Source organism: Idiomarina aminovorans (genome assembly GCF_023155095.1).
Classification (GTDB): domain Bacteria; phylum Pseudomonadota; class Gammaproteobacteria; order Enterobacterales; family Alteromonadaceae; genus Idiomarina; species Idiomarina aminovorans.
The window spans coordinates 146,389-165,580 of sequence record NZ_JAKNDA010000006.1 but is presented as its reverse complement, the minus strand read 5'-3'; the positions used below and the strand labels follow the sequence as shown (position 1 = coordinate 165,580).

23 protein-coding genes are annotated in these 19,192 nt (G+C 45.1%); 2 read left to right on the top strand and 21 right to left on the bottom strand.

The annotated features are described in order from the left end of the window. Positions 1-50 precede the first annotated feature (50 nt). The 14 genes from L8G48_RS11900 to L8G48_RS11835 form a co-directional block, all read right to left on the bottom strand. Positions 51-467: a F0F1 ATP synthase subunit epsilon gene (locus tag L8G48_RS11900; protein WP_248264832.1), complete on the bottom strand. Its 417-nt coding sequence runs from the start codon at positions 465-467 to the stop codon at positions 51-53. A gap of 17 nt (positions 468-484) precedes the next feature. Further along, positions 485-1,870 (bottom strand): F0F1 ATP synthase subunit beta, encoded by a 1,386-nt coding sequence (gene atpD / locus L8G48_RS11895; RefSeq protein WP_248264831.1) that lies wholly within the window; start codon positions 1,868-1,870, stop codon positions 485-487. A gap of 42 nt (positions 1,871-1,912) precedes the next feature. Beyond that, positions 1,913-2,776, bottom strand: a complete 864-nt coding sequence (gene atpG / locus L8G48_RS11890; protein ID WP_248264830.1) for a F0F1 ATP synthase subunit gamma — start codon at positions 2,774-2,776, stop codon at positions 1,913-1,915. A 54-nt stretch (positions 2,777-2,830) separates the two neighbouring features. After that, a complete protein-coding gene (gene atpA / locus L8G48_RS11885) occupies positions 2,831-4,372 on the bottom strand; it encodes a F0F1 ATP synthase subunit alpha (protein WP_248264829.1) in 1,542 nt (513 codons plus the stop codon). Positions 4,373-4,386: 14 nt separating this feature from the next. After that, positions 4,387-4,920, bottom strand: a complete 534-nt coding sequence (gene atpH / locus L8G48_RS11880) for a F0F1 ATP synthase subunit delta (RefSeq protein WP_248264828.1) — start codon at positions 4,918-4,920, stop codon at positions 4,387-4,389. A gap of 17 nt (positions 4,921-4,937) precedes the next feature. Next, positions 4,938-5,408: a F0F1 ATP synthase subunit B gene (gene atpF, locus L8G48_RS11875; RefSeq protein ID WP_248264827.1), complete on the bottom strand. Its 471-nt coding sequence runs from the start codon at positions 5,406-5,408 to the stop codon at positions 4,938-4,940. Between the two features lie 37 nt (positions 5,409-5,445). Then, on the bottom strand, positions 5,446-5,703 hold the full coding sequence (gene atpE / locus L8G48_RS11870) for a F0F1 ATP synthase subunit C (RefSeq protein ID WP_011235847.1): 258 nt from the start codon (positions 5,701-5,703) through the stop codon (positions 5,446-5,448). A gap of 63 nt (positions 5,704-5,766) precedes the next feature. After that, positions 5,767-6,564, bottom strand: a complete 798-nt coding sequence (atpB, locus tag L8G48_RS11865) for a F0F1 ATP synthase subunit A (RefSeq protein ID WP_248264826.1) — start codon at positions 6,562-6,564, stop codon at positions 5,767-5,769. Between the two features lie 12 nt (positions 6,565-6,576). Continuing rightward, a complete protein-coding gene (locus L8G48_RS11860; protein WP_248264825.1) occupies positions 6,577-6,963 on the bottom strand; it encodes an ATP synthase subunit I in 387 nt (128 codons plus the stop codon). A 168-nt stretch (positions 6,964-7,131) separates the two neighbouring features. Then, on the bottom strand, positions 7,132-8,007 hold the full coding sequence (locus L8G48_RS11855; RefSeq protein WP_248264824.1) for a ParB/RepB/Spo0J family partition protein: 876 nt from the start codon (positions 8,005-8,007) through the stop codon (positions 7,132-7,134). Between the two features lie 19 nt (positions 8,008-8,026). Beyond that, on the bottom strand, positions 8,027-8,818 hold the full coding sequence (locus tag L8G48_RS11850; RefSeq protein ID WP_248264823.1) for a ParA family protein: 792 nt from the start codon (positions 8,816-8,818) through the stop codon (positions 8,027-8,029). 48 nt (positions 8,819-8,866) lie between these two features. Further along, complete coding sequence (rsmG, locus tag L8G48_RS11845) at positions 8,867-9,487, bottom strand: 16S rRNA (guanine(527)-N(7))-methyltransferase RsmG (RefSeq protein WP_248264822.1); 621 nt, start codon at positions 9,485-9,487, stop codon at positions 8,867-8,869. A gap of 9 nt (positions 9,488-9,496) precedes the next feature. Then, complete coding sequence (gene mnmG / locus L8G48_RS11840) at positions 9,497-11,392, bottom strand: tRNA uridine-5-carboxymethylaminomethyl(34) synthesis enzyme MnmG (protein ID WP_248264821.1); 1,896 nt, start codon at positions 11,390-11,392, stop codon at positions 9,497-9,499. A 393-nt stretch (positions 11,393-11,785) separates the two neighbouring features. After that, entirely contained in the window at positions 11,786-12,235 is a 450-nt protein-coding gene (locus L8G48_RS11835; protein WP_248264820.1) for a flavodoxin domain-containing protein, read from the bottom strand. A gap of 169 nt (positions 12,236-12,404) precedes the next feature. Here L8G48_RS11835 and L8G48_RS11830 point away from each other — a divergent pair, with 169 nt between their 5' ends. Continuing rightward, positions 12,405-12,656, top strand: coding sequence for a protein-tyrosine phosphatase family protein (locus L8G48_RS11830; protein ID WP_248264819.1), 252 nt, complete (start codon positions 12,405-12,407; stop codon positions 12,654-12,656). Positions 12,657-12,705: 49 nt separating this feature from the next. Here L8G48_RS11830 and gloA read toward each other — a convergent pair whose 3' ends face one another. Beyond that, a complete protein-coding gene (gene gloA, locus L8G48_RS11825; protein WP_248264818.1) occupies positions 12,706-13,260 on the bottom strand; it encodes a lactoylglutathione lyase in 555 nt (184 codons plus the stop codon). A 74-nt stretch (positions 13,261-13,334) separates the two neighbouring features. On the opposite strand from gloA, the gene L8G48_RS11820 reads away from it, so the two are divergent. Continuing rightward, on the top strand, positions 13,335-13,580 hold the full coding sequence (locus L8G48_RS11820; protein ID WP_248264817.1) for a GIY-YIG nuclease family protein: 246 nt from the start codon (positions 13,335-13,337) through the stop codon (positions 13,578-13,580). On the opposite strand, the gene L8G48_RS11815 is transcribed toward L8G48_RS11820, so the two are convergent. The 6 genes from L8G48_RS11815 to rpmH are packed head-to-tail and all read right to left on the bottom strand — an operon-like array spanning position 13,569 to position 19,151. Then, positions 13,569-15,248 carry an FUSC family protein gene (locus L8G48_RS11815; RefSeq protein ID WP_248264816.1) on the bottom strand — a complete coding sequence of 560 codons (1,680 nt, stop codon included), beginning with the start codon at positions 15,246-15,248 and terminating at the stop codon, positions 13,569-13,571. The two genes, L8G48_RS11820 and L8G48_RS11815, sit on opposite strands and share 12 nt — an antisense overlap. 37 nt (positions 15,249-15,285) lie before the next feature. Next, positions 15,286-16,662 (bottom strand): tRNA uridine-5-carboxymethylaminomethyl(34) synthesis GTPase MnmE, encoded by a 1,377-nt coding sequence (gene mnmE, locus L8G48_RS11810; protein WP_248264815.1) that lies wholly within the window; start codon positions 16,660-16,662, stop codon positions 15,286-15,288. Positions 16,663-16,719: 57 nt separating this feature from the next. Next, complete coding sequence (gene yidC / locus L8G48_RS11805; protein WP_248264814.1) at positions 16,720-18,387, bottom strand: membrane protein insertase YidC; 1,668 nt, start codon at positions 18,385-18,387, stop codon at positions 16,720-16,722. Then, positions 18,384-18,695: a membrane protein insertion efficiency factor YidD gene (gene yidD, locus L8G48_RS11800; RefSeq protein WP_248264813.1), complete on the bottom strand. Its 312-nt coding sequence runs from the start codon at positions 18,693-18,695 to the stop codon at positions 18,384-18,386. Before yidD ends, yidC begins: the two co-directional genes overlap by 4 nt. Continuing rightward, the gene (rnpA, locus tag L8G48_RS11795) at positions 18,650-19,024 is read right to left on the bottom strand and encodes a ribonuclease P protein component (protein ID WP_248264812.1); all 375 of its coding nucleotides are present in this window, start codon (positions 19,022-19,024) and stop codon (positions 18,650-18,652) included. The genes yidD and rnpA overlap by 46 nt, the downstream gene beginning before the upstream one ends. Beyond that, the gene (gene rpmH, locus L8G48_RS11790; protein ID WP_248264811.1) at positions 19,017-19,151 is read right to left on the bottom strand and encodes a 50S ribosomal protein L34; all 135 of its coding nucleotides are present in this window, start codon (positions 19,149-19,151) and stop codon (positions 19,017-19,019) included. The genes rnpA and rpmH overlap by 8 nt, the downstream gene beginning before the upstream one ends. Between the last annotated feature and the right edge of the window lie 41 nt (positions 19,152-19,192).

Here is a 19,192-nt window from a genome sequence, read left to right as displayed (position 1 = left end):
GCCCTGTTGCACTAACAACAAGGCCTTTTACGTATTTTAACGCAGAAGTTTTAACGCTTAAGCTTACGAATAATATCGATTTGAGCTAACGCACGCGATAACTCAGCAATAGCTTCTGCATAGGTCACATCAGAACCTGAGTCGGCAATGGCTTCTTCAGCGCGTTTTTTCGCTGCTTCAGCTTCCTGCAAGTCAAGGTCGTCACCACGAACAGCAACGTCCGCCAGTACAATGACATGACCAGGCTGTACTTCTAACACACCACCGGCAACATACAGAAGCTCTTCGTCGCCCGCTTCACTGACATAACGAACCATACCTGGTTTGATTTTTGTCAGTAGCGGCGCGTGACCCGGGTAAATACCCAGTTCACCTTCGCTACCAGTGGCCTGAACTGTTTGTACAACGCCTGAGAACAACTTATCTTCAGCGCTGACAATGTCCAGATTTAATGTTTGTGCTGCCATTCAAACCTCCCGGTCGGTTACAGGTTTTTGGCTTTTTCTACCGCTTCTTCAATGGTACCAACCATGTAGAAGGCCTGTTCAGGCAGATCATCGTACTCGCCATTCAAAATGCCTTTAAAGCTGGCAATAGTATCTTTTAATGATACGTATTTACCCGGCGCACCTGTGAAAACTTCGGCTACGAAGAAAGGCTGCGACAAGAAGCGCTGAACTTTACGAGCACGGGAGACTGACAATTTGTCTTCTTCTGACAGCTCGTCCATACCCAAAATTGCAATGATGTCTTTCAGCTCTTTATAGCGTTGCAATACTTCCTGAACGCCCATTGCGGTGTCGTAATGTTCGTCACCGATAACCTGAGGGTCCAACTGACGTGAAGTTGAGTCCAACGGGTCAACCGCTGGGTAGATACCCAAAGACGCGATGTCACGGTTCAATACAACGGTTGCATCCAAGTGGGCAAAGGTTGTTGCAGGAGATGGGTCAGTCAAGTCATCCGCTGGTACGTAAACGGCCTGTACCGACGTGATTGAACCTGTCTTAGTCGAGGTGATACGTTCCTGCAGAACACCCATTTCTTCAGCCAGAGTAGGCTGATAACCAACCGCTGAAGGCATACGACCTAATAATGCTGATACCTCTGTACCGGCTAGTGTATAACGGTAGATGTTATCAACAAAGAAAAGGACATCGCGACCTTCGTCACGGAACTTCTCAGCAACGGTCAAACCGGTTAAAGCAACTCGCAAACGGTTACCCGGTGGTTCATTCATCTGACCATAAACCAAGGAAACTTTATCCAGAACGTTTGAATCGTTCATTTCGTGATAGAAGTCATTACCTTCACGAGTACGCTCACCAACACCCGCGAATACTGAGTAGCCGCTGTGCTCGATAGCAATGTTACGGATAAGTTCCATCATATTAACGGTTTTACCAACACCAGCACCACCGAACAAACCGACTTTACCGCCTTTAGCAAACGGACAAATCAAGTCGATAACCTTGATGCCGGTTTCTAACAGCTCATTGGTGTTTGACTGATCTTCATAACTGGGTGCAGCACGGTGAATCGACATACGTTCTTCTTCACCGATAGGACCCGCTTCATCAATCGGGTTACCTAATACATCCATAATACGGCCCAGAGTTTTCTTACCCACTGGAACCATGATTGATTCACCGGTATTTTTAACGGTGATATCACGACGCAGACCGTCAGTTGTACCCATTGCGATGGCACGTACGATTCCGCCGCCCAGCTGCTGCTGAACTTCAAGAACCAAACCTTCTAAGCCACCTTCGGTCACTTTCAGTGCGTCGTATACTTTTGGTACAGCGTCTTGTGGAAATTCTAAATCCACAACGGCGCCGATAATTTGTACGACCTTACCTTGACTCATGACGTTTCCTCTAACTCTTCAATTCTGTTAACCGTTGCCGCGTTATACCGCTTCGGCGCCGGACACGATTTCCGAAATTTCTTGCGTAATTGCTGACTGACGCGCCTTGTTATATTTCAACTGCAAATCATCAATAATATCTTCAGCGTTATCAGTTGCTGCTTTCATCGCAATCATCCGAGCGGCTTGCTCACTAGCAAAGTTATCTACGACACCCTGGTACACCTGCATTTCGACAAAACGACGAATGAGCGTGTCTAAAATACTTTCTGGATTCGGTTCATACAGGTAATCCCAACTACCTGTTTGTACATCATCTTCCGATCCTGCTTGCGGCAATGGCAACAATTGATGAATGGTCGGCTCCTGGGTCATCGTATTCACAAATTTGTTGAATACGACGTACAAGCGATCAATTTCACCTTCTTCATAAGCATCCAGCATAACCTGAATAGATCCTGTTATTTCTTTCAGTTCTGGTTTATCACCCATACCTGAAACTTGCGCTTTCAGTTTACCGAAGCGCTTGAAATAACCGGTTGCTTTACTGCCTATTGCGGCAAAATCCGCTTCCACATCATGCTCTTTCCACTCATTCGCGTGTTTGACAACTTTCTTGAACTCATTACTGTTCAAGCCACCACACAAGCCGCGATCGGTGGAAATAATGATGTAACCCACACGCTTAACCTGACGTTCTTCCATAAAAGGATGACGATATTCAAGGTTACCGCGCGCCACATGACCAATCACCTTGCGAATGGTGTCCGCATAAGGTCGAGTTGCCCCCATACGTTCCTGCGCCTTTTTCATTTTCGACGCAGCAACCATTTCCATAGCACTGGTGATTTTTTGGGTATTACCGATACCCGAAATCTGAGTTTTTATCTCTTTACCACTGGCCATGACGATTCTCCTGTTAACTCAACGACAAATGGCCGCTAGTGCGGCCAAATGCTATTACCATGATTGCGTTTGCTTGAATTTCTCAAGCGCCGCTTTCAATTGCGCATCGATGTCGTCGTTATAGTTGCCAGTTTTATCAATCTCAGCCATTAACTCGGCGTATTCATTCGCCATGAAAGATTGCAGTGATTCTTCAAAATCCATGATTTTGTCGATAGCTACGTCTTTCAAAAAGCCTTTTTCAACGGCATAAATTGATACAGCCATCTGAGCAACACTCATAGGCTTATACTGTTTCTGTTTCATCAGTTCGGTAGCACGCTGACCGTGTTCCAACTGTTCGCGAGTCGATTCATCAAGGTCAGATGCAAACTGGGCAAATGCCGCCAGTTCCCGATACTGAGCCAGAGCCAGACGAATACCACCACCCAGCTTTTTAATGATTTTGGTTTGTGCTGAACCACCAATACGTGAAACCGATACACCCGCGTTAACTGCAGGACGGATACCTGAGTTAAATAAGTCAGTTTCCAGGAAGATCTGACCATCGGTGATTGAGATAACGTTAGTCGGTACGAATGCCGATACGTCACCCGCCAACGTTTCAATGATCGGTAAGGCCGTTAATGAACCGGTTTTACCTTTTACTTTGCCGTCGGTGTATTTTTCTACGTAATCTACGTTTACACGAGCAGCACGTTCCAGCAAGCGAGAGTGAAGGTAGAAAACGTCACCAGGGAAGGCTTCACGACCCGGAGGACGACGCAGCAATAGTGAAATTTGACGGTAAGCGACAGCCTGCTTTGACAAGTCATCGTAAACAATCAGAGCGTCTTCACCGCGATCACGGAAGTATTCACCCATGGTACAGCCAGAATAAGCAGCCAAGTATTGCAACGCCGCAGATTCAGACGCAGAAGCCGCAACAACAATGGTGTTTTCCATTGCGCCATGCTCTTCTAACTTACGGACAACCGCTGAAATGGTTGAGTTTTTCTGACCGATGGCAACGTAAACACACTTAATGCCAGAGTTTTTCTGGTTAATGATAGCGTCTACCGCTAAAGCTGTTTTACCGGTCTGACGGTCACCGATGATAAGCTCACGCTGACCACGACCAACCGGAATCATTGAGTCAATTGACTTGTAGCCAGTTTGTACAGGCTGATCAACTGACTGACGTTCGATAACACCCGGCGCAATTTTTTCAACGGGCTCATAGCTGTCAGCTTCAACAGGACCTTTACCGTCTATAGGCTGGCCTAGTGTGTTGACCACACGACCTAGCAGTTTTTCGCCAACCGGAACTTCCAGAATACGACCGGTAGATTTTACTTTGGTGCCTTCCTGCAAATCTGCATAAGGGCCCATAACAACCGCACCCACTGAATCACGTTCCAGGTTCAGTGCGATAGCGTAACGATTACCAGGTAGCTCGACCATTTCACCTTGCAGACAGTCTGCAAGTCCGTGAATGCGAATGATACCGTCTTGAACAGACATGATGGTACCTTCGTTGCGAGCTTCGCTGGTGACTTCGAACTTCTCAATTCGCTGTTTGATCAGTTCTGCGATTTCATTTGAATTCAATTGCATGCTCAAGTCCCCAATTAGGATTGCAGTGCGTAAGCAAGTCTGTCGAGCTTGCCGCGCAAGGTGCCGTCAATAACGGTATCACCGGCTTCTATAACAAGTCCGCCAATAATGGACTTGTCGACACTGCAGTTCAGCTTAATTTTGCGTTGCAGTCGCTTCTCAAGTGCTTTACTCAAAGCTGTTTGTTGTGCTTTCAGCAATTTAACCGCCGATTTAACATCAACTGTAACTTCTTTGTCGTGTTCAGCACGAAGCGTCTGATAGAGCTCACTAACTGCTGGTAGTACTGGCAAACGTTCATTTTCCGCCAGTACTTTAACGAAGTTTTTAGCGTTGTCGTCGAGCTCGTCGCCGCAAACACCCAGTAAAACCTCTGTTGTTTTTTCAACAGTAGAAGAGCTACTCAAAAATGAGGCAATAGTCTCGTCTTGCGCCACCGCAGCAGCGAAGCTAAGCATTTCTGCCCATTTATCGAGCGCTCCCTGTTCTAAAGCAAAATCAAAAGCTGCTTTTGCGTAAGGGCGAGCGACCGTAGTCAGTTCTGACATAAGCTCAAACCCCTTTATTAAAGTTCAGCGACCAGTTTTTCAACAATGTCACTATGAGCGTCTTTATCAATTTCACGCTCAATGATTTTTTGAGCCCCAGAAACCGCCAGTACGGCGACTTGCTTGCGCAGCTCTTCGCGAACGCGATTGCGTTCAGAAGTCACTTCTTCATGTCCAGACGCAACGATTTTTTCTCGTTCTTCATGGCCTCGTTGAGTTTCTTCCTCAACAATTTTAGCGCCACGTTTTTTCGACTGTTCAATGATTTCAGCGGCTTGCTGTTTCGCTTCTTTGAGCTGCTCGGCAATTTCTTGCTGGGCTTTCTCTAAATCTTTTTGAGCACGTTCACCGGCATTAAGGCCATCAGAAATTTTCTTCTGACGTTCCTCAATAGCGTTGATGATCGGTGGCCATACAAATTTCATGCAAAACCACACGAACACGATAAACGCGATCGTTTGTCCAATTAGAGTAGCGTTGATATTCACAACGGACCTCCTTCAGTTGGTGACCGTCGAATAACGATTAGCCTGCTACCTGGGTTAAGAATGGGTTCGCAAACGTGAACAGCAATGCAACAGCAACACCGATCATCGCGATAGCATCGATAAGACCTGCAACGATGAACATTTTAACTTGCAGCTGTGGTGCCAGTTCTGGTTGGCGAGCAGCAGCTTCCAGGAATTTTCCACCCAGAATACCAAAGCCCAGGGCGGTACCCAGTGCAGCCAGACCGATCATGATTGATACAGCGATAGCAGTAAAAGCAACTACAGTTTCCATTGATTTCTCCAGTTTTTCAGTAGATTAAAGTTAAAAAGTAAAGCTATAAACTTTTTTAGAACACTAGTGTTCAGATGACGCCATGCTTAAATAAACAATGGTTAACATCATGAATATAAATGCTTGCAATGTAATAACCAGAATATGGAACACCGCCCAGGCAAAGTGCGCCGGTAGCTGCCAGAATCCAATCATCGCAATTAGAATAAAGATTAATTCACCCGCATACAGGTTACCGAACAAACGCAATGCCAGTGACGCTGGTTTTGCCAATAACGTGATACTTTCCAGTACAAAGTTCACCGGCATTAACGCCCAATGATTAAACGGCGTTAATGTCATTTCTTTGGCAAACCCTTTCATGCCTTTGTACTTGATTGAGTAGATAATAATCAGCGCAAAGACGCTTAAACTCAATGCAAAGGTTGTGTTCAAGTCAGTGGTTGGTACCACTTTCATGTAAACATCGTGCGGGTCGTCAACAAAGCCTAACCAATAACCACCATACATAGCTGCTGTTGGTAACCAGTCGACCGGAATTAAATCCATCAGGTTCATCAGGAATATCCAGACGAAGATGGTTAATGCCAGAGGCGCTATCAGTTTATCTTTACCGTGAAAGGATTCTTTGACGCTGTTGTCAACAAACTCGACAAGCATTTCGACAAAGCATTGCCATTTACCAGGTACCTCAGCAGAGGATTTTTTAGCTACTCTGCGGAAACTCCACAGAAACAGCACACCCAATAACACGGACCAGAAGATAGTATCGACGTTCAACGCCCAGAACCCTTCACCAACCGTCCAGTTTTGGAGGTGATGCTGGATATACTGAGTCGGAGTTTGTTCTCCACTTATCATGTTGTTTCCCAGTTAGGTTGATTTTAAAAATAAAACCGGTGCTATCCACTGCATGGTTACGGCAATAACGAAACCAACCAACAACCATACAGGATACAAATTTGTCATTAACAACGCGACTATTAGTAGTAACGCTGTCAGCAGTAGCTTAACGCCTTCGCCTAAAAAGAAACTCTGTACAACTTTCTGATTAGCGCGCGCACCTGCGTATCTAAACGCTATAAGTGCGAATAATACATTGGGTATTACGGCGGTTAAACCACCACAAAGAATACCTAAAGCCGACTGCGTATTTGAAATCATTATCGTCACAAGCGCGGCTATCAAGACCACAATAAATTGTGTGCTTACTATTTTTCCTGCCAGCTTTTTACCTACCGCATTCAGTGCCTGTGTCACAACGAGAACCTTTTAACTGGCGGCTATTTTTTGCAGCTTTCAATTAGCCACAACGAAACTCGCGCTAGTATAAGGATCTGCCATGTAATTGCAAACAAATTTGCCTGCAGGCGACGGTGTCTATGCCATTTAACAAAAGTGCTACAACAATCAATACATTGGAAATTATTATTTAATGTGAGTCAGAATTCCGTCCAGTTCATCCAGATTAGTATAACTGATAACCAACTTACCTTTTCCTTTACGGCCATGATTTATGGAAACTTTTGCGCCCAGAGTTTCCGATAAATGAGTTTCTAAATGTTCAATATTAGCGTCTGGTTCGGGTTTTTCAGTTTCTTTAGGAGGGTCAATGGTACGTCTGACCAATTTTTCAGCATCACGTACTGTCATTTCTTTAGCAACAATTTGCTGCGCTACATCAGCCTGTTGTTCACCTTCGAGTGCAAGTAGTAACTTGGCGTGACCCAGTTCAATATCACCGCGTTCAAGCAAAACTTTAACGCCGTCCTGTAAATTATTTAAGCGCAGTAAATTGGTCACTGTAGTACGTGATTTACCGACCGCCTGAGCAACATCCTGGTGAGTCATCTTAAAATCAACTAACAACCGCTGCAACGCTGTAGCTTCTTCCATTGCGTTGAGGTCTTCCCGCTGAATATTTTCAATCAGCGCTATGGCAACAGCGGCTTCATCGGGTACGTCTTTGATTAGACAAGGAACCAGGTCGAGTTTTGCCAGCTGAGCTGCTCGCCAGCGACGCTCACCGGCAATAATTTCATAGTCGTTGTCACCAACAGGGCGAACCACTATGGGTTGAATAATGCCCTGAGCTTTGACCGAAGCCGCTAAATCTTCCAATGCTTCCGGTGACATGTCTTTACGAGGCTGATAACGACCCGGTTTTAGTTGTTCAACCGGCAACTTCTGTAGTTCGCCTTTGACTTCTTCCGTTACTTGTTCAGATTGACGATCAGAATTTTGCTGATTACTGGTCAGTAAAGCATCCAGCCCCCGACCTAATCCCCGTTTTTTTGCCGACATGATTCGCTTTATTCCCTTGTTATGATTCTTCTGCTACTTCATTACGATTTTCGGAGCGTCGGATAAGTTCACCCGCTAAGGATAAATACGCCTTTGAACCAGTAGATGATTTATCATAATACATAACCGGCGCACCAAAAGAAGGCGCTTCCGCTAAACGCACATTACGCGGAATAACCGTGCGGTAAACTTTATCACCAAAGTGATTTTTTAATTGTTCCGAAACATCGTTCGCCAAACGATTACGCGGGTCGTACATAGTCCGCAAAATACCTTCTATTTCAAGCCCGGGATTCACCACGTCGGCCAGCTGACGAATGGTTTCCATCAGTGCGGTAAGGCCTTCCAACGCATAGTATTCACATTGCATTGGTACCAGAATAGAGTCCGCTGCTGCCATACCGTTAACCGTAAGCATATTGAGCGAAGGTGGGCAATCAATAAAAATATAGTCGTAAGTATCCTGAACCGCTTTTAATGCATTGCGTAAACGTAATTCGCGTGCAAACACTTCCATTAATTTAATTTCAGCGGCAGTGGCATCGGCATTGGCAGCTATTAAGTGATATTTACCGTTAGTATCGTTTACAGCAACATCATTAACCGGTTTTTCTTCAATCAATAATTCATAGATGCTGTTTTCGACATCGTACTTATCAACGCCGCTTCCCATGGTCGCGTTACCCTGTGGATCTAAATCAATCAACAACACTTTGCGACGGGTAGCAGCCATCGATGCCGCTAAGTTAACAGCTGTGGTTGTTTTTCCTACGCCACCTTTTTGATTCGCAATAGCAATGGTTGTAGCCACGGGTTTTATAACCTCTTGTTGTTGTCGGACAGTCGACTGTCGGTTGTTTTATGACCGTTTGCTTATAATGACGATATGCCGGCTCGCGTCAATGCCGGGAACATGAACTCGCTCAATACTTTCGGCTTTATAGCTTTCGGGCAACTGCTCAAGTTCGTCTTGTGGATATAACCCTTTAAGAGCGTAAAACCGACCGTCTTTTGCTGGCAAATGTTCACACCAGGAAAGCATATCATTAAGCGAGGCAAAGGCTCTACTGATTACACCATCAAACTTTTTTTCGTGCTCATAATCTTCAACCCGGGACTGAACGGTTGTGACATTAGTTAATTTAAGCTCATGACAAACCTGACGAATAAAGCGAATGCGTTTACCTAAACTGTCCAACAAAATAAATTCTTTATCGGGCTCAGCTATGGCCAACGGCAAACCCGGTAGTCCAGGGCCGGTACCCACGTCAATAAAGCGTTGTCCTTGTAGATACTGACGAACGGCTAAACTGTCCATAATATGCCGGGCGAGCATATCTTTTGGGTTTCTGACGCTGGTCAAATTATAAGCTTTATTCCATTTATCCAGTAAAGCAACCAATGCCAGCTGCTGTTCTATTTGCGCTTCTGATAGCTCTATTTCTGCCTGCTTTAATAATCCTTTTAACGGCTCTTTCACATCGATTCCTTAAGCACTCTTACGCAATAAACCTTGTTTTTTCAAATGAACCAAAAGCATTGAAATAGCAGCTGGTGTAATACCAGAAATACGTGCCGCTTTACCCACAGTTTCCGGTTGATGGTCATTTAACTTGGCTATAACCTCATTCGACAAGCCTTTAATTTTAGCGTAATCAAAAGGAGAGGGCAGCAACGTATTTTCATGACGCTGTTGTTTAGCAATCTCGTCATGTTGACGAGAAATATAACCCGCGTATTTGATCTGAATTTCTACTTGCTCCGCCGCTAAAGGATCGTCTAGCCCGGGTGCGAAAAAATCTGTGCTGGCTAAATCTTTGTAATGAATTTCTGGCCGGCGCAAAAGTTCTTCACCATTGACTTCTTTGCTTACAGAGCTTTTCACCAGTGCATTAATTTGTTCTACAGAACCATGATCTTTATGCACCCAGGTGGTTTTTAATCGTTGTTTTTCCTGCTCCACGGCTTCCATTTTATTATTAAATGCGGCCCAGCGTTCGTCGTCAACTAAACCAAGGTTGCGACCAATTTCCGTTAACCGAATATCCGCATTGTCTTCACGCAGCAACAGCCGGTACTCGGCACGCGAGGTAAACATCCGGTACGGTTCCTGAGTGCCTAATGTAGATAGATCATCGATTAATACGCCCATGTAGGCTTGATCGCGTCGTGGTGCCCAGGATTCTTTATCCTGCGCCTGTAACCCCGCGTTTAAACCTGCAATAAGACCTTGTGCGCCGGCTTCTTCATAACCGGTAGTTCCGTTAATTTGTCCGGCAAAGAATAAGCCATTGATAACTTTGGTTTCCAACGATTGCTTCAAATCTCTGGGGTCAAAAAAATCATACTCAATTGCATAACCGGGGCGAGTGATATGAGCGTTTTCAAAACCTTTAATTGACTGAACCAGCTGCTGCTGAACATCAAACGGAAGACTGGTTGAAATACCATTAGGGTAAATTTCAAAGGTATCTAACCCCTCAGGTTCAACGAAAATTTGGTGCGAGCCTTTGTCAGAAAAACGGACAATTTTGTCTTCAATTGAAGGACAGTAGCGTGGGCCGACACCTTCAATTTCACCTGAATACATGGGTGAACGATCAAGTCCGGAACGAATAATATCGTGGGTATTTTCGTTAGTATGTGTGATGTAGCACGGGATCTGCTGCGGGTGATCAGAACGTGAACCCATATAGGAAAATACCGGAGTCGGGTTATCGCCGGGTTGTTCCTGCATGACCGAAAAATCTACGCTGTGACTGGCAATACGCGGAGGTGTACCGGTTTTTAAGCGCTCAACACGCAATGGTAGTGCACGTAAGCGCTTAGCCAACGCATTTGCAGGAGGATCGCCTGCGCGTCCACCCTGATAGTTATCCAGACCAATATGAATTTGTCCACCAAGGAAAGTTCCTACGGTTAACACAACGGTTTTAGCCGTGAATTTAAGACCCATTTGGGTGACAACGCCGGTAACCTGATCATTTTCAACGATCAGATCGTCACAGCCCTGCTGAAATATTGACAGATTCGGTTGTGTTTCCAAGGCATAGCGGATCGCTTGTTTATAAAGCTGTCGATCAGCCTGAGCTCTGGTAGCACGCACTGCTGGGCCTTTCGATGAATTCAGGGTTCTGAACTGAATTCCGGCTTTGTCTGCAGCTTTAGTCATGAAGCCACCAAGGGCATCAATTTCTTTAACTAAATGACCTTTTCCTATTCCGCCAATAGCAGGGTTGCAGGACATTTGTCCTAACGTATCGATATTGTGCGTAAGCAATAGGGTTTTGACACCTAAACGAGCGGCGGCTAACGCAGCTTCTGTTCCGGCGTGCCCTCCACCGACAACAATAACGTCAAAGTGTTGCTGGCTCTGTTGTGACATTCAAAGTGGCCTTTGGTTGAAGAATCGGTAAATAGCCGATTATTTTAACGCGATTTTGCATAAATCTAAAAGGTTAAATTTCATTCAGAACTGTTAAAGATCTTAAAGAAGATCAGTAAAGGATCTTATTTAGATCTTTTATTACTATTACTACTAGTCAGACGATTTCTGTGAATAGATCGCTGCAGCCCTTTTTTTATATAGCGCATATAAAGATCACTCTTTGTAGATAAGTAGGCCTGAACTGTGATCATAGATCGTGGATAAGTAGGGTAGTTATGCACAGGCTCTTTTATCCCCAGTGTTATACCCACTTCATTGACAGTGCTTAAGTGATCTTATTCCAACTTTAGTCACAAGTTGAAATCTTTGTGCACAAACCTGTGGGTATGATCACAGAGCCTTTACTGCATCAGCGATCGCGGGTAACCAGTTTAAAGCCTTCTTTTCCGGATCGTCTTCCAGCATGTCGATTTCTAAACGATCAGTTATTTGTGTTCCGCCTAATTCCTGTAGACGTTTGTCACAATGACGACCCGCTTCACAAAAGGTGTCGTAACAGGATTCACCAATAGCAACGACAGCATAATTAAGCCCTGTCAGATGTGGACTTTCAGGATCGTTTATTTGGTCGTAAAAATCGAGCATTGAATCACCATATTCACCGGCGCCATGGCTGGCCAGAAAGATCAACCAGGGTTGATCAGTTGGTAATTGCTTAAATTCGGGTTCGTAGTGCAGTTTGGTATTGATGCCTAGCTCGTTTAGTTTTTCGCTCACCGTATCGGCTAGAAACTCAGTATTTCCAGAGGTTGTACCTACTAACAGATGTAAAACAGTCATAACTTTTTTAACTCATTTGCTACTATTGAAAAAACACAAATCATACAGGAGAACCTAAATGGTAAAAGCTCTCGTTAATCTATTAGTTGCTTTAAGTGCCCTAATAGTTTCATTCGATGTTGTCGCGGGCATTGAATCATCAAAACAGGTGTCCGAAAAACTCTAGGTTATGGGTACGCCATCCGCTGAGCAGTTGACTGAAATTTCTGAAAATGGCGGCGAGGTTGTTATTAATCTGCTCTCTCAAAAAGAAATGAAAGACAGCGAAGAGGCTGCGGATGTTAGCCTTACTGGAATGGCTTACTCTCATGTTCCGATAAATGGAGCCGATGGAGTGTCGGTAGAAAAGGCTTTAGAAGTAGGATGCGAGCAGGGAATGACGTCACTGGAAGCTAAAGTGTGGTCGATGCTGTTAAAGTAATGAGTTGTCAAAAAAGAAGGCCAGCTCAAGTAACCGGCCTGCTTCGTTATTACTTCAAATGCTCGTTTAATAGTTCTGGTTGGCGTTCCGGTGTGAATATTTCAATCCAGTAACCGTCCGGGTCTTTGATAAAGGCAATGCCTTTCATTTTTCCATCGTTTGGGCGTTTTTGAAATTCTACGCCCATTTTCTCGAAGCGCTCACAAGCAGCATCTATATCGGGAACGGCGAATCCAATGTGGCCAAAGCCTTTGGGTTGCTCATTGCCACTGTGGTAAGACACAGAGTCGTCGTTTTCGTCTCCCCAGTTATGAGTCAGCTCCAGCATGGCCGGACGCCCAAAAGTTTGTTCAATGCGTTTATCGTGGTCGTTTGACCAGTCTTTACGCTGCTCTGGTGACATAGCCGCCATAAAATAGAGAGTGAATTCCATTTCCGGGAAATCGAAACGCTTAACCAGGGTCATGCCTAAAACGTCACTATAGAATTTTAAGGTACGCTCTGGGTCCTTGATACGAAACATGGTTTGATTAAAGACAAAATTGTGTGTTGCGGGATCATGTTGTTCGGATAACCCCTTGGCTTCATCAAAATGTCTGCTCATAATTATGTCCTTAATGGGTTCAGTAAGTGACTGCTGTATACTATATATTGGGTTTATTGTAAGAGAGTTCAAGCGTGACTTGGTCGGTTTATTTAGTGAAGTGTGCGGATAACACGTTTTATACCGGTGTAACGACGGATATTAAGCGCCGTGTTAGTGAACACAATAATGACAACAAAAAAGGGGCTAAATACACCAAAGCCCGACGTCCGGTTGTGTTGATTTGGAGTGAAGATCACCCGGACAGAGCCGGAGCCTGTCGACGGGAATATGAAATAAAACGATGGTCGCGCATTAAAAAGGCTAAGTTAGCCGGTTGAGTTGAGTCGTTTTTGTCCGGTTAAAAGATGCTGAACTATAGTTTTTTTATCTTTTATTCCGAGTTTATCGCTAATTTGGGCGAGCTTGATTACGCGATGATAGAAACGAGCTTTACGCCGGTTGTATTGGCTTTCGGTGAGTTTTGTTTTGTTCAGCTGTTCAATTTCTTCGGTCAGAGTCTGTAGTAAGCTTTGATAACGTGCTTTTAAATTAGTTGGATAAATAAGTCGATAAGCAACTAATGAAAGCAGGGGGGCGGCGACAACCGCAAGGGCAATACTCATTGAATAACTAAAATGAAACGAATAACCGATAGAGGGATTCATTAACAGTAAAAAGACCAGGTTGAAGTCCATACTTCCGTTCGCGGTTTTTTGATGCGACATGGGAAAACCGGCCAGCAAAATAACTGGCATTAAAGCAACCAGCATCCATAAAATGGAGTCCTGGTATTGCCAGACCGTTGCCTGAATAAGTACCGCTGTCAGCGCGCCGGCACACTGCCCGAAAAACACATATTTCATGGTTAAGGCCGGATTGTCTGCTGTAGAAAACAGCGTCAACATAACCGATGCACCGAGCATTAAATACGCAAACTGAAATAATTCGGTATACCACCAGGTTACGCCAATCAGCCCCATAATAACCAAGGTTCGTATTGCTGCCTGGCGAGCACCGCGCCAGTCACGATGCAAAATGGTTTTGGTAAGGAGTGTAGAGCTGGCCGTTTTGCCGGAGTCGCGAAAAGATAAACGGTCGCTGGTTGCTTCGACAAACTCATGAAAACGCTTTTTTGAAGCGGCGTTGTTAATGGCTTCTGATGCTTGTTTAAGGGGTGTTATAATTTTAGAACGTTTAGCTGAAGCGTTTAATTTATTGGATGCTTTTAGTAAGTAATCGCTTACTTTTTGGTTTTTTTCGGGTTCCTGAATATTAAGTTCGGCCAAAAAACCGAGTTGGCTGTTAATGACCACGCGTAATGTTTTAGCCGATTCATGAGCACTAACAGAGCCTGTACCGTGATCGAGCAGTTGGGCTTCTAAGGTGGCCAGCTTCGATAACTTATCGGAAAGGTTTAAATCATTATTATCCGGATCGGCGAAGTAGCGACTTATATCCTGTAAATTTGCAGCTGTTTGGCGGCGAAGCTGGTTAATTAAGCTTTGCTCGGCTCGTTTATAGGTAAAAGCCCAGCTGATGACCAACGAGGTCATGATACCGACAAAAACTGTCAATAGGCGGTCAATGCCCAGCGGTATAAGAGCGTCTGGGCTTTGTGTCAGAAGGACGACCATAGAAGCTGAGTACCCGGCCAGAATAGTACCGTAGGAAATAAGCCCATGCAGTAAGTTGCCGGTATAGACACAAAGTGTGACCCAAAGACTGAGTCCGATAACCAGCCAGGTAATATCATTGCCGGCAGAAACCACCAGCACCATACCGAACATGGTTCCCAATAACGTACCTAAAGCACGGTAAGCGGCTTTTTCTACGAGAAGACCACGGGTTGGTTGCGAAACGGCCCAAACAGTCATGGCGGACCATTGAGGGTGCTCTAAACCAAGAGCCCAGGCAAAAATAAGCGATAAGCAGGCGGCAAAGCCGGTTCGAAGGCCAAACCGTAAACGGACGTAGTCAAACCCCCATTGCGCTAACCTGTCTTTCACTGTTGCTCCTTAGTTTGTGGATGACTAAGAAATGGTGTTATTTGCCAATACAGAACGAACCAAAAATCTGACCGAGGAGATCGTCAGAGGTAAACTCACCGGTTATTTCGTTCAAGTGTTGCTGAGTCAGGCGCAGTTCTTCAGCCAGTATTTCGCCGGCCATGTTGGCTTCCAGTTGTTCCTGACCTTGCATGAGATGGGTTTTCGCTTTAGCCAGGGCTTCTAAATGACGACGGCGAGCCATAAAGCTGCCTTCAGAAGTTGCGCTGTAGCCTACACAGTGTTTTAAGTGTTCCCGAAGTAATTCAATACCGTGACCGGTTTTGGCCGATAAATGAATAACTGGAATGCCTTTGTGCTCGTCTATACCTGTGGGTTGTTCAGACAGGTCGACTTTATTGCGAATAACGGTGTAAGGCATATCTTCCGGTAACTGAGCAAAAAACTCCGGCCATATGTCGTCGGGGTGAATGGCGGAAGTTTCCTGACTGTCGACCATAAACAATACCCGGTCTGCCTGGCGAATTTCATCCCAGGCACGTTCAATGCCTATTTTTTCAACGTGATCGGGACTTTCGCGTAAACCTGCCGTATCAATAATGTGCAGCGGCATACCATCAATCTGGATATGCTCACGCAGAACATCGCGAGTGGTTCCGGCTATTTCAGTCACAATGGCTGATTCGCGTCCGGCCAGTGTATTGAGCAAGCTGGACTTACCGGCATTAGGGCGCCCGGCGATAACAATTCGCATGCCTTCACGCATTAATGTCCCTTGACGTGCTTCCTGTTCTATATGAAACAGCTGATCGATAATTTCGGTTAAATCGCCGGAGACTTTGCCGTCAGAAAGAAAATCAATTTCTTCATCGGGGAAATCAATGGCTGCCTCAACATACATTCGAAGATGAATAACAGCGTCGACAAGTTGATCTATTTTGTGCGAGAACTCACCTTTTAAGCTTTGTAATGCGGCTTTAGCGGCTTGTTCTGAGTTGGTATCAATAAGGTCTGCAATGGCTTCTGCCTGCGTGAGGTCGAGTTTATCATTTAAAAAAGCACGCTCACTAAACTCGCCAGGGCGCGCTGGGCGAATGCCCGGAATTTCCAAGATTGTCTTAATGATCATGTCGATAATAACCGGGCCGCCGTGGCCTTGAAGTTCTAAGACATCTTCTCCCGTAAAAGAGTTAGGACCGGGGAAATAAAGAGCAATGCCTTCATCCAGCAGTTGTTCTTGTAAATTATAAAAAGGAAGATACTCAGCTTTTCGGGGGTTAGGGCAGTGGCCTAAGAGCTTTTCAGCGACATTCTTACAATCTTTGCCACTAACACGAACAATACCAACACCACCGCGTCCGGGCGGCGTCGCTTGAGCGACTATCGTGTCATCAAAGTCGGTATCGGTTTGCATCGGTTTTAGAGCCTCTCATAAAATAAAGCCCAGCATTAGCCGGGCTTTAATGCTGTATTATTTCTTATTTCGGACGTTAATCCCTTTTTTCTCCAGACCCCGGTAAATGATCAGCATTTGAGCAATGGTAATCAAGTTACTGACTAACCAGTATAGTACCAGGCCAGATGGGAACCAGAGGAAGAATACCGTAAAGATAACTGGCATATACTGGAACAGTTTCTGCTGCATTGGATCGGCAGTAGGTGTTGGCTGCAGTCGCTGCATTAAGAACATACTCGCACCCATTAAAATAGGCAGGATGTAGTATGGGTCTTTAGTCGATAGATCCTGAATCCAGAAGATAAAGGCTGAATGACGTAACTCAACACTTTCCAGTAATACCCAATACAAAGCCAGGAATATTGGCAGCTGTAAAAGCATTGGCAGGCAGCCACCCAGAGGGTTTACTTTTTCCTCTTTGTAGAGCTTCATCATGGCGCCGGACATTTTCTGGCGGTCCGAACCATAGCGTTCGCGCAAAGCCGTCATTTTAGGCTGCAGCATACGCATTTTAGCCATTGAAACGTATTGTGCTTTGGTTAGCGGGAACAATAACGCTTTGACAATAACGGTGGTCAAAATAATGGCCAGACCCCAGTTAATAACAAGGCCTTGTAAAAATTGCAGTAACTTAAAGATTGGCTGAGCTAACCACCACAAAAAGCCGTAGTCGACGGTTAAGTCCAGGTGCTCAACAATTTCAGCCATGGCGTCCTGGTCTTTAGGGCCCAGATAAAGCTGTGACTCAATAGTTTTTGAGCTGCCGGCCTGAATTTCTGTCATTGGGTAAATAACACCAATAATGGCCTGGCTGCCATTCGCAACACGCGAGAATAGGCGGTTTTGTTGGCCTTGCTCCGGAATCCATGCTGAAACAAAATAATGCTCAAGCATACTTACCCAACCGTTTTGTGAGGTGACGTTGAGCTTTTTATCCAGCATGTCATCAAAGTCGTATTTTTCGAACTTGTCGTCATCGTGTGAGTAAGCGGCACCAAAATACGTTGGCATGATCATGCTGCCGCTTTCACCGGTTCCCATGGAGCGTTTCAATTGTCCGTAGAACTGCGTGTTCAGCGCGCCGCCGGTATTATTTTGTATTTCAAAACGAACATCGACATTGTACTTACCCGGCGTAAAAGTGAAGACTTTGCGGTAAGTAGCACCATTTTCAGTAGTGTAGGTTAGCGGAACTTCAACAACTTGAGTTTCAGACTCATAACGCTCTTTTTCGTAGCTGTAAGAAGGGCGACCACTGCCGCTTGCATCGATACCATCAGGACCAATCAGACCTGACTGGGCAACATAAACGTTATTTGATCTATTCTGCAGTAATTGGAATCGCTCTTCACTTCCCTGAGTTTCTGCAAATTTGAGTAACTGAGTTGAAACAATGTCGCCACCGCGTGTATCAATTTCTACATCTAACACATCGGTGCGCACACGAATGGTTTTTGTAGACTGCTGAGTGACAACGGGCTGATCACCTTCGGGGACATCCGCCGCAACTTTTGCTGAACCACCTGAAGGCACATCACTGTTTTCAGTGTTATTGCTCGATTGTGTTGATGTTACGTTTTGCGGTGCTTTTGTTCCGGGTGCGGTTTCCACCATCCAATTCTGGTATAGGAAGAAAGACACCACTAAAAAGGCAATAAATAATATCGTGCGTGGCGAATTCATAGTGATTTCGTCTCTGTTGGCTGTTTTAGTAAAGATTCGGATTCGCTGTTATTTTCTGGCTTTGCATCTTGTTTCGCAGGAGGAACCGGGTCATAGCCACCCTCATGAGCGGGGTGACATTTACCAATTCGTAAAGCAGCTAAGCCAATACCGCGAATTGTACCGTGTTTTTGTATGGCCTCACAGGCATAATGTGAGCAAGATGGATAAAATCGACAATGCGGGCCCAGCAGTGGGCTGATAAACCACTGATAAACCTTTATCAGCCCGATTGGTATTGTTCGCAACGCTTTGCTAATTTTCGCCATAAATAATTCAATGTTTCCCGTAATGCGGCGTTATCCTGCTCGACAATACCCTGCTTGGCAATAATTACAATGTCAAAAGCGGGAATTTTATGTTGTCTTAAACGGAAGGTTTCACGTACTTGTCGTTTTATGCGGTTTCTATCAACAGCGCGTTTAGCCCGCTTTTTGCTAACAGTCACACCAATACGTGGATGCCCAAGCTCATTAGGAGTTGCCAACATAGTGACATGAGCAGTAACGGCTTTTACAGGAGGGTTTGAGAATACTCTCTGGAAATGAGAGGGAGTTAACAGACGTAACTCCCTGCCATATGAGATACTTTTATGCACTCAGTACTTTACGACCACGAGCACGGCGACGAGCCAATACTTTGCGGCCATTTTTATCTGCCATGCGAGCACGGAAACCGTGAGCACGTTTGCGTTTTAAGACGCTTGGTTGAAATGTTCTTTTCATAACTAATATTCCATCGGTCAGTTTGCTATTTCCCACGCTGG

Excerpts from the sequence above, each read along its gene's own strand:
- L8G48_RS11900 (WP_248264832.1), bottom strand. The coding sequence starts at position 467 with ATGGCAGCACAAACATTAAATCTGGACATTGTCAGCGCTGAAGATAAG.
- atpD (WP_248264831.1), bottom strand. The coding sequence starts at position 1,870 with ATGAGTCAAGGTAAGGTCGTACAAATTATCGGCGCCGTTGTGGATTTA.
- atpG (WP_248264830.1), bottom strand. The coding sequence starts at position 2,776 with ATGGCCAGTGGTAAAGAGATAAAAACTCAGATTTCGGGTATCGGTAAT.
- atpA (WP_248264829.1), bottom strand. The coding sequence starts at position 4,372 with ATGCAATTGAATTCAAATGAAATCGCAGAACTGATCAAACAGCGAATT.
- atpH (WP_248264828.1), bottom strand. The coding sequence starts at position 4,920 with ATGTCAGAACTGACTACGGTCGCTCGCCCTTACGCAAAAGCAGCTTTT.
- atpE (WP_011235847.1), bottom strand. The coding sequence starts at position 5,703 with ATGGAAACTGTAGTTGCTTTTACTGCTATCGCTGTATCAATCATGATC.
- atpB (WP_248264826.1), bottom strand. The coding sequence starts at position 6,564 with ATGATAAGTGGAGAACAAACTCCGACTCAGTATATCCAGCATCACCTC.
- L8G48_RS11855 (WP_248264824.1), bottom strand. The coding sequence starts at position 8,007 with ATGTCGGCAAAAAAACGGGGATTAGGTCGGGGGCTGGATGCTTTACTG.
- mnmG (WP_248264821.1), bottom strand. The coding sequence starts at position 11,392 with ATGTCACAACAGAGCCAGCAACACTTTGACGTTATTGTTGTCGGTGGA.
- L8G48_RS11835 (WP_248264820.1), bottom strand. The coding sequence starts at position 12,235 with ATGACTGTTTTACATCTGTTAGTAGGTACAACCTCTGGAAATACTGAG.
- L8G48_RS11830 (WP_248264819.1), top strand. The coding sequence starts at position 12,405 with ATGGGTACGCCATCCGCTGAGCAGTTGACTGAAATTTCTGAAAATGGC.
- gloA (WP_248264818.1), bottom strand. The coding sequence starts at position 13,260 with ATGAGCAGACATTTTGATGAAGCCAAGGGGTTATCCGAACAACATGAT.
- mnmE (WP_248264815.1), bottom strand. The coding sequence starts at position 16,662 with ATGCAAACCGATACCGACTTTGATGACACGATAGTCGCTCAAGCGACG.
- yidC (WP_248264814.1), bottom strand. The coding sequence starts at position 18,387 with ATGAATTCGCCACGCACGATATTATTTATTGCCTTTTTAGTGGTGTCT.
- yidD (WP_248264813.1), bottom strand. The coding sequence starts at position 18,695 with ATGGCGAAAATTAGCAAAGCGTTGCGAACAATACCAATCGGGCTGATA.
- rpmH (WP_248264811.1), bottom strand. The coding sequence starts at position 19,151 with ATGAAAAGAACATTTCAACCAAGCGTCTTAAAACGCAAACGTGCTCAC.